At 59.7% G+C, this 13,109-nt stretch carries 11 protein-coding genes and 1 tRNA gene; 6 read left to right on the top strand and 6 right to left on the bottom strand.

Going from position 1 to position 13,109, the window contains the following annotated elements; translation table 11 throughout:
- The first annotated feature begins 14 nt into the window (after nt 1-14).
- The 6 genes from GRI65_RS07735 (at nt 15) to GRI65_RS07710 (ending at nt 5,842) form a co-directional block, all read left to right on the top strand.
- Nucleotides 15-881, top strand: a complete 867-nt coding sequence (locus GRI65_RS07735) for a cytochrome c1 (protein ID WP_160755954.1) — start codon at nt 15-17, stop codon at nt 879-881.
- Between the two features lie 93 nt (nt 882-974).
- The gene (locus GRI65_RS07730; RefSeq protein ID WP_160755953.1) at nt 975-1,511 is read left to right on the top strand and encodes an adenine phosphoribosyltransferase; all 537 of its coding nucleotides are present in this window, start codon (nt 975-977) and stop codon (nt 1,509-1,511) included.
- A gap of 96 nt (nt 1,512-1,607) precedes the next feature.
- Nucleotides 1,608-3,464 (top strand): cation:proton antiporter, encoded by a 1,857-nt coding sequence (locus GRI65_RS07725; RefSeq protein ID WP_160755952.1) that lies wholly within the window; start codon nt 1,608-1,610, stop codon nt 3,462-3,464.
- A 2-nt stretch (nt 3,465-3,466) separates the two neighbouring features.
- Nucleotides 3,467-4,084 carry an OmpA family protein gene (locus GRI65_RS07720; RefSeq protein WP_160755951.1) on the top strand — a complete coding sequence of 206 codons (618 nt, stop codon included), beginning with the start codon at nt 3,467-3,469 and terminating at the stop codon, nt 4,082-4,084.
- A 113-nt stretch (nt 4,085-4,197) separates the two neighbouring features.
- Nucleotides 4,198-4,271, top strand: a tRNA-Gly gene (locus tag GRI65_RS07715).
- A gap of 350 nt (nt 4,272-4,621) precedes the next feature.
- On the top strand, nt 4,622-5,842 hold the full coding sequence (locus GRI65_RS07710; RefSeq protein WP_332872616.1) for a polysaccharide pyruvyl transferase family protein: 1,221 nt from the start codon (nt 4,622-4,624) through the stop codon (nt 5,840-5,842).
- A gap of 101 nt (nt 5,843-5,943) precedes the next feature.
- Here the strand turns inward: GRI65_RS07710 and GRI65_RS07705 are convergent, their stop codons facing one another.
- The 6 genes from GRI65_RS07705 to GRI65_RS07680 all read right to left on the bottom strand — a co-directional run bounded on the left by GRI65_RS07705 (nt 5,944) and on the right by GRI65_RS07680 (nt 13,066).
- On the bottom strand, nt 5,944-6,783 hold the full coding sequence (locus tag GRI65_RS07705; RefSeq protein WP_160755949.1) for a sulfotransferase family protein: 840 nt from the start codon (nt 6,781-6,783) through the stop codon (nt 5,944-5,946).
- A 173-nt stretch (nt 6,784-6,956) separates the two neighbouring features.
- Complete coding sequence (locus GRI65_RS07700; protein ID WP_160755948.1) at nt 6,957-8,780, bottom strand: hypothetical protein; 1,824 nt, start codon at nt 8,778-8,780, stop codon at nt 6,957-6,959.
- 369 nt (nt 8,781-9,149) lie between these two features.
- On the bottom strand, nt 9,150-9,770 hold the full coding sequence (locus GRI65_RS07695; protein WP_160755947.1) for a LuxR C-terminal-related transcriptional regulator: 621 nt from the start codon (nt 9,768-9,770) through the stop codon (nt 9,150-9,152).
- Between the two features lie 496 nt (nt 9,771-10,266).
- The gene (locus GRI65_RS07690) at nt 10,267-10,953 is read right to left on the bottom strand and encodes a PIG-L deacetylase family protein (RefSeq protein ID WP_160755946.1); all 687 of its coding nucleotides are present in this window, start codon (nt 10,951-10,953) and stop codon (nt 10,267-10,269) included.
- Nucleotides 10,950-11,864: a methionyl-tRNA formyltransferase gene (locus GRI65_RS07685; protein ID WP_160755945.1), complete on the bottom strand. Its 915-nt coding sequence runs from the start codon at nt 11,862-11,864 to the stop codon at nt 10,950-10,952. Before GRI65_RS07685 ends, GRI65_RS07690 begins: the two co-directional genes overlap by 4 nt.
- Nucleotides 11,861-13,066, bottom strand: coding sequence for a glycosyltransferase family 4 protein (locus GRI65_RS07680; RefSeq protein WP_160755944.1), 1,206 nt, complete (start codon nt 13,064-13,066; stop codon nt 11,861-11,863). Before GRI65_RS07680 ends, GRI65_RS07685 begins: the two co-directional genes overlap by 4 nt.
- Nucleotides 13,067-13,109: the final 43 nt, after the last annotated feature.

Here is a 13,109-nt window from a genome sequence, read left to right as displayed (position 1 = left end):
AGAAAGCGACTGACATGATCCGCCTCTTCGGAATTCTGACTGGTTTGTTCTTCGCCGTGGCGGTGCTCTGGTCCTTTGGTAACGGAGCCTTCGTGGCCGCGACCGAAGGTCTGGGCGAAGCCACCGCCGAGAAGGTGTTCTACGAACATCCTGAAGAGCTGGACCTGCCGAGCAACGGCGTTTTCGGCACCTTCGACGAAGCGCAGCTGCAGCGCGGCTACCAGGTGTACAAGGAAGTCTGCTCCGCCTGCCACTCGCTGAAATTCGTCGCCTTTCGCGACCTGGCGCAGCTTGGTTACGACGAAGGCCAGATCAAGGCCGAAGCCGCCAGCTTCCAGGTTCCCGGGATCGATCCTGCCACCGGTGAAGCCACCACCCGCCCGGGTCTTGCAACGGACTACTTCCCGTCGCCCTATCCCAACACCGTGGCGGCGGCTGCGGCGAACAACAACGCCATTCCGCCTGATCTTTCGTTGATCACCAAAGCCCGTCATGACGGCAGCGCGTATGTTCACTCGCTGTTGACCGGCTATTCGGAACCGCCCGCTGAACTGACCCAGCAGTTCCCGAATTTCACCACGCCACCGGGCTTGAATTACAATCGGTATTTCCCGAACCTCAACATCGCTATGGCGCCACCACTGGCGCTGGACGGGCAGGTTACTTATGGCGAAGGCAACCCCGAACCGACCGTGGACCAGATGGCCACCGACGTTGCCGCCTTCCTGACCTGGACGGCGGAACCGACATTGGTCAAACGCCGCCAGACCGGCTTTGCGGTGCTCGGCTTCGTGCTGTTCGCGACGATCCTGGCTTATTTCGCCAAGCAGCAGGTCTGGGCAGCGGTCAAACCGAAGAAAGCCGCCAAGGCGAAGGATTGATCCCCAGCCGAAGTCGGTTTCAAGGCATTCGAGACATCGGGCCCCTTGCATCACGGCGATGCGAGGGGCCCGTTCATTTCAGGGACTGAAAGCATGGATTCCGACGCGCTCAAACGGCTGGTTCGCACTGTCCCCGACTTCCCCGCACCGGGCATTCAGTTCCGCGACATCACCACCCTGATCGGACATGGACCGGGCTTGTCGGCGACAGTCGACAATCTGGCACGGCGCGCAGAGTTGGCGGGGGCGGAAGCGATTGCCGGGATGGAAGCCCGCGGTTTCATCTTCGGCGCCGCCGTGGCGGTCAAGCTGGGTATCGGCTTCGTGCCGGTGCGCAAGCCGGGCAAATTGCCAATTCAAACCATAGGCGTCGATTACGCGCTGGAGTACGGAACCGACCGGCTTGAGGTCGATCCCGCGGCCATAACGGACGGCCAGAACGTGATCATCGTCGACGATCTTATCGCGACGGGAGGCACAGCCCTGGCGGCAGCGGAATTGCTGCGCATGGCCGGCGCGCGGGTTGACCACGCGCTGTTCGTGATCGACCTGCCCGATCTCGGCGGGGCGGCCAGTCTCCGCCGCGCCGGCCTGTCGGTCGAAGCAATCATGCAGTTCGCGGGCGACTAGCCAGGGACATAATCGCCGCTTCATGCATTGACCCCCTGAACGCTCCCTCGACCCGGCACCCTTGTGCCGCGCGCCTGGGGCTGCATAAGGGGTTCAATGGAAGAACAGGCAATCGTGATCGCCCTGGTGGGCGTGCTGGGTATCGGCGCCCAATGGATCGCCTGGCGTACCGGTTGGCCGGCCATCGTCCTGATGCTGGCGGCAGGATTCCTAGCCGGGCCAGTGTTTGGCATTTTCGATCCCGAACACGCATTCGGCGACCTGCTGGAACCGATGGTTGCGATCGGGGTCGCGCTGATCCTGTTCGAAGGCGGGCTGAGCCTCGATCTGCGCGAATTGCGCCATGCCGGTGCCGGCGTGGTCCGTCTGGCCACGCTCGGGGTCCTGCTTGGCTGGGCGTTCGGTTCGTTTGCCGGTTTCTGGATTGCCGGCTTGAACTGGCCCGTCGCGGTCCTCTTCGGCGGTATCCTGGTGGTTACCGGGCCGACGGTTGTTATCCCGCTGCTGCGGCAGTCATCTATCCAGACGCGTCCGGCATCGATCCTCAAATGGGAAGCCATCGTCAACGATCCCACCGGCGCATTGTGCGCGGTGATTGCCTATGAATATTTCCGCAAGCTCAACGAATTTCCCGACGCGACCATCTTCGAGGTCGTTCCGCCGCTGATCATTGCCGCAGTCGTCGCAGGCCTGATCGGTTACGCCGCCGCCAAGGTTATCGCCTGGGCATTTCCGCGCGGTGTCATACCCGAATACCTCAAGGTCCCGGTCCTGCTGACGACGGTCATCGCGGTGTTCGTGGCGTCGAACCAGATCGAGCACGAAGCCGGACTGCTGGCGGTGACCGTCATGGGGATTGCGCTCGCCAACATGAACGTGTCCAGCCTCCGCAGCATTCATCCCTTCAAGCAGAACATCGCCGTAATCCTCGTCTCGGGTATCTTCATCCTGCTGGCGTCATCGCTCAAGGTCGAGGACATGGCCTATTTCAACTGGCGGTTCGGCCTGTTCCTCGCGGCGCTGCTGTTCGTTGTGCGCCCGGCCACAATCCTGATCAGCCTGGCGTTCAGTTCGGTGCCGTGGAACGAGCGACTGTTCCTTGCGTGGATCGCGCCGCGGGGCATCGTGCTGGTGGCGATCTCCGGCCTGTTTGCGTTGCGGCTGGCGGAACTAGGTTATGCCGACGGGAATGTGCTGATCGGCCTCAGTTTCGCGGTCGTGGTGGTGACCATCGTCGCGCACGGCTTTACCATCGATTTGGTCGCCAAGTGGCTCAAGGTGAAAGGGGTGTCGCGCCCGGGCCTGCTGATCGTCGGCAGCACTCCGTGGACGATCGCACTGGCCGAGCAATTGCACAAATTGAAGACCCCGGTGCTGGTGGTGGATCCCAGTTGGCAGCGCCTGTCGGCAACACGGCAGAAAGGGTTGCCATTCTACCATGGCGAGATACTCAACGAAGCGACCGAGCATAACCTCGATCTTGGTCCGTTCCAAGTGCTGGTCGCCGCAACTGAAAATGAAGCGTACAACGCGCTGGTCTGTAACGAATTCGCCTATGAGATCGGGCGCGATGCGGTCTACCAGCTTGGCGAGGCGGTCGGGCAGGACGACCACCGGAAGCTTCCCGATTCGCTGCGCGGCCGCGCGTTGTTCGAATCCGGGTTCGGGGTCGAGGATGTGAACCAGCGGCAGGCGGACGGGTGGATATTCCGCCAGACCAAATTGTCCGATGAATTCAAATTTGCGGACGCACAGGAAAAACTGCCGGAATCCACGCACATGCTCCTGCTGCTGCGGGAAAGCGGAACCATGCGCTTTTTCACTCACGCTTCCCGGCCCGAGCCGCGCGCCGGGGACATCATCATTTCCTTCTCACCACCGCAGAAAATCACTGCCGAGCAGGCGGCAGCGAAGAATGCGGAGAAACGCGGGCCGAAAGCCCAACCAGCATGACTATGACCAGAACCAAACTCACCGCCGCCCTTACCGTCGCGATTTCGTCGCTGGCGCTTGTTGCGTGTGACCGAAACCAGCCGGAGCCGGCCGCAACGCCCGAGCCGGAGGCAACACCGGAAGAAAAGGTCTCGATCTTCCGGCCCGAGGCCGAAGTCGCCCGCGTCGAAGCTCCGCTCGCCCCGCTGGAAGCCAGCGTCAGCTTCGCGGAAGGCGGCACACAGTTGGGCGAAGCCGCGCGGGCACAGATCGCTTCCATTCTCCAATCGGAACAGATGAGGGCTGGCGGACCGGTTACCCTGCGCGGCCACACCGATTCGACCGGGAACGACGAGGGTAACTTGCGCGCTTCCCGTCAGCGGGCGGAAGCCGTGCGGGATTATCTGGTTGAAAACGGGGTCGCGGAAGAACGGATCGAAGTGATCGCCCTTGGCGAGATGCGTCCAGTCCAACCCAATGCCAATCTTGACGGAACCCCGAACGAGGAGGGCCGCGCGGCCAACCGGCGGGTCGATGTCGCGATCGCGGTATCCGGCTCGGCTTCCCCGGTTGACGGCGCAACACCGGCCGCGGAAACAGCGGCGCCTACACTCGTCGAGACGATCGCCGAAGACGATTAGGCTTTGCTGCGGCGAAATATGCAGCCAGTGGTTGACGAATCCGCGCCGATGATGGCAAGCGCGCCGAACCGCTTGCGCATGGCCCTACCGCCGCGTAATAGCGCGGCAAGCGGGCGGGTATAGCTTAGTGGTAAAGCCCTAGCCTTCCAAGCTAGTGATGCGGGTTCGATTCCCGCTACCCGCTCCAGCCCCCCTTCCCAAAGAGTCCCGGAAATTGGATCGGCTCCAGCAGGGGCCTTCCCCATGATTCCAAATGAGTTAGTCCGATTTCGCAAGTGCGCCGTGGAACATCAGACAGTACCGTAGCAAATAGGGGGCGATATTGGCAAAGCTGGCTGACGGCTTGATCAAGATTTCATCGACATAGCTCCAGAAATGGCCTCGATCGTTATCGGTGCCGAGACCGGAAGCTTGTGGTCAACGAACACGAATTGAGAATGCGACGAATGAAGTAGGTCGCTGCTGGTAAAGTGATTTGTAAGGCAATTTGATTAGACCGAACCGAAGAGGTGAACGACGCGTGGAAGGGCACCGTACATGAAAAAGTTTATCGTGACCGGAATCCAGATGCGAAACAAAGGCTCCCAAGCCATGTTTCTATCTTTGTATTGGGGCCTGAAATCCATTTACAAAGACTGCGAAGTAACGGGTTTTGCCTTCAAGGTTGATGCACCCGACCAATACGCCTTCAAGTTATTGCCGTACGACGACTACACCCGGTTCCTGTTCAAATACCATTTGAACGACATTCCGTTGTTGACGCCCATCCTGACCTATTTGGCCAGTCGGCTTAAGAAAAACGACAAGTGGAATGACACTCCCCGGGAAATGACAGCGGCCATTCGGGACGCCGATGCCATTTTCGACGCGAGCGGCTACACCCTTGGCTCCGGTTGGAGCAAGAAGGGCGGCAGGCGGTTGCTGGACACGATCAAGACCGCGAAGCGTTACGATACGAAGATAATCCTGATGCCGCAAAGCTTTGGACCGTTCGACTGGGGCACCCAGGACGATGATGCGGACTTCCTCGAAGAGGTCAAGGAGGGGTTGCAGTACGCCTCGCGCATATACGCACGCGAGAGGGAGGGGTATGAATGCCTGAAGTCCCTCGGCCTCAAAAATGTCGAACTGTCGGCGGACCTCGTTATCCGGGAAAAATTCTTTCCCGACGCGGATCAGATCCTCGCGGATCATGATGCGCGGAATGCAAGCTATCCGGATCAAGGCTCCGTCGGCTTTATCGTGAATGAAAACCTGTTCCGGGTCGGCGATCCCGATACCGTTCTCAATCTCTACGCGAGAATGCTCGATAAACTGGCCGACGATGGGGAGAAGGTCTATATTCTGACCACCTCGACCGTTGACGAAGATCTCGTCGAGGGCATCCTTGCCAAGACCAGGAGCAGGGCAAAATTCAACTTGATTTCCGGAGAATATTCCAGTCCGGAATTGATCGATATGATAGCGCGATTCAAATATGTGGTCGCCTCACGGTACCATTCGGTGGTGTTCGCTTACCGGAATGCAGTCCCTGCCATCATCCTGGGTTGGGCGACCAAATATTCCGATCTTGCGCTTCACTTCGGGCAGCAGGGTTACGTGTTCGACATCAGGAATGCCGATGTCGACGGGATCATCGACCAGATCGAGAAGATGGGCGCGAATCACGAAACGGAATCGCAGCGCATAAGGGACCGTCTGGAGGATATCCAAGCGACCTCCGTCGTGCAGGAAGCCGTGGCGGCCTTGCAAGGCTGAGACTTTTCAGAGCTTGATCCGAAAGCTGTTGAGTAAGACCTTTGTGGGCCGACCCGCAGTGTTCTTGATCCGACAATTGTCCGAGCCAGCGCAGCCGATCGTCAGGCGGTCTGATGCACCGGCCCGTACCAATGACTGAGCGACTGGCCGCTCAACTTCTCCAAGGCCTCGATCGAGGGGCTGAAATATTCGTTCAGTCGCAATCGCAAATCGTCCGTCAGCGGCGGATACACTGTTTCGCGCGCAATAGCTCCCCGAACCGCCTCGAATGCAGCGGCACCCCGCAGGGGGCGCACGATCGGTTTCATCCAGGCAAGACGCTTGCGCAAATGGGCGGGGATGACCGGTACCGACCGATCCTTGACCTTTTCCCGTCCATCGAGGGTCAAAGGTTGCGGCTTCAGACCCAAGTGAGCACGGACCCGGGACATCTGCATCTCCGGCGCGTTCGTCACGCCTTCGAAAAACAGGATTAGAAGCCTTTCTCGGCCAAAAAGGTCGACGTAGGCCTGCAGGTGCGATGCGAAATTTCCAGCGACCAGGAACCGGACATTTTCGCCTTGCGAGGGATCGAGGTAGGATTCGATATCCGTCCCGACCTCGCCGCGCCTCAAGAGCATGCAGTAATTGGAGTAGGCCCGCTCCACGGGATTGCGCAGCTGCGCGATCAGTTTGACGTGGGGGAGCACGCGGTGGAGGCGGTTTGCAGCTTCGGGCTCGTAAAGGTAGGAATTGGATTTCTCGCCCACGGTCTTGCCGGGGCCCGCGTCACCGAACTGGGATAGATACCAGTCGTGGCCCCTGCCGTACTCCCTGGAAAAATAGTGAAGTTCTGCGTCGGGCATGTAAACTTCCGGATCCGCCTGCAGCTGTGCTTGCAGCCAGGTGGTGGCCGACTTCGCGGCTCCGATAATGACGAAATCAATGTCGCTGAATTGCATTGGTTGGTAGCCCCCTTACCGGAATACACCGTCGTTCCCCATTGCTCCCTGCCTTCATACAGAAGCAGAGCGCGAAGGCCGAACCCTATTCCGGATTAGACCTTAAGGTAGAGGCGGAGGAAGGATTCCAGCATAGGGTCTGAAGGGTTCCGTCATTACGGGACCGCGGCCTGTCACAGCATCGGGCGTCCGCAATTGTACTGCGGCAATGCACCCGTGCCGGCCATGTAAATGTTGCGATAGCGCTCATCGTCCCGGGCGAGATGGCTGAGGTATTCCTCGATGTTGGGATATCCGTCGCCATCGGCATCGGCGTTTGCATCCCAGACGGCCGCGTTGGTGTTCTGGAACTGGTTTTCCCAATCGTCCGGCATCCCGTCGTTGTCGGTGTCGGTCTTGCTCCCCCCGGTCGATACGAGCTGCGCGAACCCGCCGCTTGCCGCGACCGTCGATGTCCAGCCGGTCTGGAACATGAAGGGCGCCTGGTCGCAGGTCCGCACGTCGTCGATGTACATCGCGTCGACATTATCGCGGCAGGAACCCTCGCGGCATCGTTCCGCTCCGGCGAAGGCGAGGACATTGCGCATCGCCTGCATCGGGCTCGACAGCATCCACGGCTGGTATTGCAGCCCGCTCAGGCCCGGAGCCAGAACGGGCGCCTGATCCTGGATGACGTTGAGGCCGGTAACCGAACAGTTCTGGGCGCCGGCGGCGGTGACCCCGCAGACCGAGCTGGCCGATGTCCCGCTGAAAAACCCTGCCGCGTTTCGGAACGGATCGGTCGTGTTCTGGCCAAACTGCCCCGCGATCCGGTTTCGCATCGTCACATTGTCTTTCATGTAGACGCTGAAACCGCGAGGAAACGATGTCGTCTCCGAATAGAGCGTGACGAAGTAGTTTTCATTTGGCGGAGTGTATTGGGGGCCGCGAAAGTTCACATTGCCGATGTAGTTCACGAACGGACTGGCGAACTGGTCCGAGAGCAGTCCGTTTTCCTGCGTGATGTGATAGATCACGTTGTTGAAAATGTCCGCCTGCGCCGTTGCGCCCGCTGCCGGGGGGTTCGTACCGGGAGCGATGTTCAAACCGCGCTGTTCGCCGTGCTGGCTGAGATTATAGGCGACCGTGACATTGTTCGCCGGTTTCAGGAAGAAAGTCTTGCAGTGCAGCGCCGAGGTATGGCCGGCATTGCGGCAAATGTTCGGTCCGATGATCGACCACTGGACGGTGCAATTGTTGCAGGACGACAGCTCCAGACTTTCGTCGGTACCGAACATGGCCGATACGTGATCGATGATCTGTGCGCTGGTCGCGTTGGTGCGGATCGGATCGCCGTTGGTGGAGGGCCTGTTCGGATGCTCGCCGGTCCGGACGCGCACATGCCGTAAGATCATGTGATCGCCGCCCCGCCGTGTATCGATCAGGGAATCAACCGGGCTGTAGTTCGCTCCCAACCGAAACTCGATGCCTCCCGGGGATGACTGACCGGCGATATAGATCCTGGGCGTGGTAATCCACGCTGGTGATTGAAGACTGATCGCGCCGGACACATCGAACAGGCAATAGCGGGGGCGGCCCGCCGGAATGGCGTAAGGTGTGGTTACCTGCAGCGCCAGCGCACATTCGCGGTAAGTGATCTTGCCGTCCGAGGGATTGGCGGAATCTTCCAGCGAATTGATCTTGTAAACGACCGCATTGCTCGAACGGACGCTCGCCACGCGACCGAAACCGATTGCCGTCGGGAACGCGATCGGATGGGTGGATGCGTCGGGGACCGCTCCATTGTCCGGATTGGCGAACGCACCGTAAGTTCCTGGCGCGGGTGTGGGCGTGGGCGTCGGGGTCGGAGTGGGCGAAGGTGCCGGAGCAGGTGCCGGGGCCGGTGTGCCGGTAGCGGTCGGCGCCGGGCTGCCGCTTCCTCCCGAACCTCCCCCGCAGCCCGCGATAAGCGGGAGCGCTGCGAGGCCAAGGATGTAGCGATGCCAGGATGGGCTCATCGGACAGGCGTCTTTGCGTGAATGCAGACAGATCAGATCGACCCGAATGCAGAAGTAGGTATTGGAGTCGTCACAGCAAATGCCAAACAGCTTTCGAGAACGGCTCCGGCGGTGGTTCGCCATCCCCTACCAACATTTCAATTGCTATCAGTGCGCCGCCGATTTGAGACCAATTGTGCAAAGCCTTCGGTGAAGCGCGCGTTTTTCAACGGAGCGACCGAACCGTATTGGTCATCATCGCGAAAACGAATGAACTCGCGAGCTGGATTACCTCCCGGCAACTCAACAACTACGAACCCGGCCGGTTCTATTTGGCGGATGTGCCGGCCTATACATAGGCGCTGCAGAACATGATCCGAACCAAGGCGGTCAGGACTGGGCGTGCAACACGTGAGGCTCTTTCTGGAGTTCGAGCGGCACCGCGCTTTCACAGTCGCTATCGAAATGGCTTTCGTTGCTCGACACCAACCTGTTGTTGACGGCCCAGATCGCGGCCTGGGTACGGTTCTGGACCTCCAGCTTGCGCAGGATCGCCTTCACATGCACCTTTACCGTGGCTTCGCTGATATCCATCCGCCGTGCGATGATCTTGTTGGGATAGCCGGATACCAGGCACCGGAGCGTCTCCTTCTCCCGTTCGGAAAGCAGATCGAGCGTTTCGGATTTGTGGTGTTGGGCAACGACATCGTTGCTGATCCAGTTCGGCAGGTGATCGGCGAGTCGACTGGGCATGATTTTTTCCCCGAGAGCCACCAGTTTCAGCGATCCGACGAGCGAATTGCAGCTGATTTCCTTGAGTATAAAACCGTGTACCCCGCAATTGAAGGCGCTGACGATGAAATCCATGTCGAATTTCGATGCCAGAAGTACCAGCTGCCGGTCGCTGAACACATCGACGAGATCCGCAACACCGCGCAACCCTTCGGCAAGGTCATCGCAATCGACAACCACCAAATCGCGGGTATCCGCGCGAGTATCTGCTTGGATCAATCCTTCGGAATCCTGGTAGGTTACTACGCTAATTCCTTCTGCCGAAAGAATTCTTTGCAGTCCCTCGCGTGTCAAAGCATTCCCACACACTAGCGATACGCTGAACGATTGCTCGTTCAGGACTTCAACTATCTGACGCATTTTGTTCCCCCGTTATGGAAGCTAATTCTAAATGCGAACCCGAAGTTGTCTCATGTTTTAGCTAGATCACGCTGTTGCGCTGCACCATTAATATCTCATTAGGATATAGGAGTCGAGCCACTTGGGGGAAATGGTTCAAATTCAGACAGTTTCTCGGCATTTCTAAACGAATTCGCCAATTTAGGCGATGTTTCTATTCTATCTTTTCAAATCCTTGAACTATTATTGCAGGATCAGAGTATAAATTTTCCCGACATAGACCGCATAGCGGGTCCTTTAACATGCGATAAGAATAGGGGTTACCGCTACCATAACTATCTGAAACGAATCAGTGAAGGCCGCTGCAGCGTAAAGTCTAACGCAGGATTTGTCGGATCGTCATGAACGCTTCTGCTGCGCGCAGATGGACGGTAGCTCCGCGCAACCTGGCGAGTGCTTTGATTGCCTCGACCGACCGTTCTTCCGGAAATGGCCTGACCTGGCTTTCAAACGCGGAGAACGCTTCGAGCTTGCGGTCAAGAGTTGCTTCGATGTCGATGAACACGTTCGGGACGAAGGCCGGCGTGGTCGGCGGAGCGTACCAATTGGTCTCGGACAGGGTCTCGTAACACAGGATCTGGCTTGGTGCCTTGTCGTGCCGCGGACGGGAAGCGACCATTGCGGCCAGGAAGGTCAGTTGATGGTCGAGATGAATATCGCCGATGAAGGGTAGCAGCAGGGTATCGGGGGCGACCTCATCGATCAGTTGACCGAATGCCGCGTTGGTCTCCGACGCGGGCAGGGTATCCATTGCTGCGGCCGGGAGGCCGATAAGGCGCGTGTCGCGCACCCCCAGGACTGCGTGCGCACGGCGCATTTCGCCGGCCACCCGCTGGACCTGGTCCTCGGCGAAGTGTGGAGGACGCCCAGTGGTTGCGACAGCGACAGTGACGGGATGTCCTTCGGCAACGAGGCGCACCAGAGTGCCGCCGCAGCCAAGAACCTCGTCGTCGGGATGGGGCGCGATGGCCAGGACTTTGCCGAAATGATTCAAACCGTTCATCGCGGCGCGCACCCTAACCACGAATGCATCCTCGGCATACGGCCGGAAGCGCATTCCCATTCGTCGATTTGCAGCACGCCGCTCCCCGTTTTCACCGCAAACGCCTGATCGTCTCGCCAGATTACCTGGCCCGGTCCGGCATGGTATTGATCGTCCCCCGCGGCCAGCCTGCTGCGCCAGATCGTCAGTTTCTCCTCGCCAGCCCAGGTAAAGGCGCCGGGGTAAGGCCGTCCGACTGCGCGCACCAACCTGTCGATTGCCTCGGCCGGGTCCCGCCAGTCGATCAGGCCGTCATCGGGAATTCGCTTCGCCGCCCACGTGGCGTAGCGCTCGTCCTGCCGGATTCGCGGGCGATCGCCGCTGGCAAGTACGGCGAGCGTCCGGTGCAGCAAGACCTCGAGTGCGGCCTGATGGCGGTTGTATAGGGTCCGGGCTGTCTCGTCCCGTGCGACGTGAAAGAATTGCTGATCGATCAGGTCGCCGTCATCGGCCCCGGACCCGAGCCAGAACAGCGTACCGGCGGTAATCGGCTCCTCCAGAAGGATGGTCCATGCCAGCGGCGCCCGTCCACGCAGACGCGGCAACGGAGCGGGGTGGTACCCGATGATCGAACCGGGCTTCAGCGCCATGAAGGCTTCCCCGCACAGCTGCGACCAGCCGATCACGAAAACAAAGGTAGCTTCGGTTTGCGAAATCCGGGCAAGCGACTCGGCATCGTTGATATTCGTCGTGCGCAGGACATCCGCCCCTGCGCGGCGTGCCAGCGGCTCGATATCGACAAAATCGGAATGCCGCCCGGCTGCATCCAACGGTAAGGTTACAACAAGTTCGACCGACCACTCGGGCGACCGCGCAATCGTTTCCAAAGCCAGTTCGGTACTGCCGACGGCGCCGACCAGGATGCATTTCATCGTGATAGCTTCGCTTCCCTTGCTCGCCCGCCATGCACGTCGCCGGCTTGCCGTAGTTCGTCAACCGTTCCGACAGACGAGGAATATAGACCCATTTCGTTTAGCAATAATCGGTTGACGAGATTCACGTCATAATCGGTTACCGCGACCTGCCGCGCTGCGCGGCCCATCGAAATTGCGAGCTCCGGATCCTTCACGAAACGCATCATCGCTGCGGCCAGGCTGGACGCGTCTTTCGGCCGGACCAGGAAACCATTGTATCCCTCGGTGATGGGATCGCGGCAACCGGGCATGTCGGTGGTGATCACGGCGCGTCCGGTGGCCATCGCCTCGAGAATGGTGCGCGGCAGGCCTTCGCGGTAATAGGATGGCAGGACGAATACCGAGCTAGCCCGCAGATAGGGGCGCACATCGTCCGTTCCCGGCACGAACTCGACGTCAAACTCGCTCGAGAGGCGCTCGCAATCCGACTGGCCGAGACCTTCGGGATTTTCGGTTTCGCAGCGGCCCACGATCGTGAAGCTGCAATCCCCGCCTTGGGCACGAACAAGGCGCGAGGCCTCGAGAAATTCCATGATCCCCTTGTTCTTCATCAACCGTCCGACGAGCAGGAAGTTGAGCCGGCCTGCTGGCACCGCCTCCTGTGCGAACCGATCAAGCGAGACACCCGAACCCGGCACCTGGATAACGCACTGGTCGCCATCAACGATACCATGCCCAATCATGTCCACCCGGTCATCGCGGTTGAACACGAAGGTCGCCTTTGCGCGCCGCAATGCCTCGCAGTACAGGATGGAGACCGCTTTTCGCAGCAGGCTGGGAAAACCGGAATGCTGGCTGAACACATGGCCAAGCCCGGACATCAACGCGAAAAAGGAACGGGCCCGCGCCAACCGGGCGGCCAGTCCGCCATACACGATCGGCTTTTGCGTATAGGCGAGAATGACGTCCGGTTTCTCACGGCGCATCAAGCGGTAATATTCGAGCAGCAGCGGGATGTCCGCCAGCGGTGATGTCCCGGTCCGGTCCATCGGCGTCTGGACGAATTGCACATCACTGGCGTTCAGCCACTCGAGAGTCGCCGGATCATGGTCGGGGGCACAGGCAATGACCTGATGGCCGTGGGCCTTCATCGCCTTCAGCAGGTCGCCGCGGAAATTTACGAGCGAATAGGCGAGGCTGGAGAGGACGAGGACCTTCATGCGCCGCCGCCGCTAGCCGTTCGGTACATGCGCATAGTGAAGC

Source organism: Allopontixanthobacter sediminis, from assembly GCF_009828115.1.
Lineage (GTDB): Bacteria > Pseudomonadota > Alphaproteobacteria > Sphingomonadales > Sphingomonadaceae > Allopontixanthobacter > Allopontixanthobacter sediminis.
The sequence above is the reverse complement of the archived record's forward strand: the minus strand, read 5'-3'. Positions and strand labels throughout refer to the sequence as shown.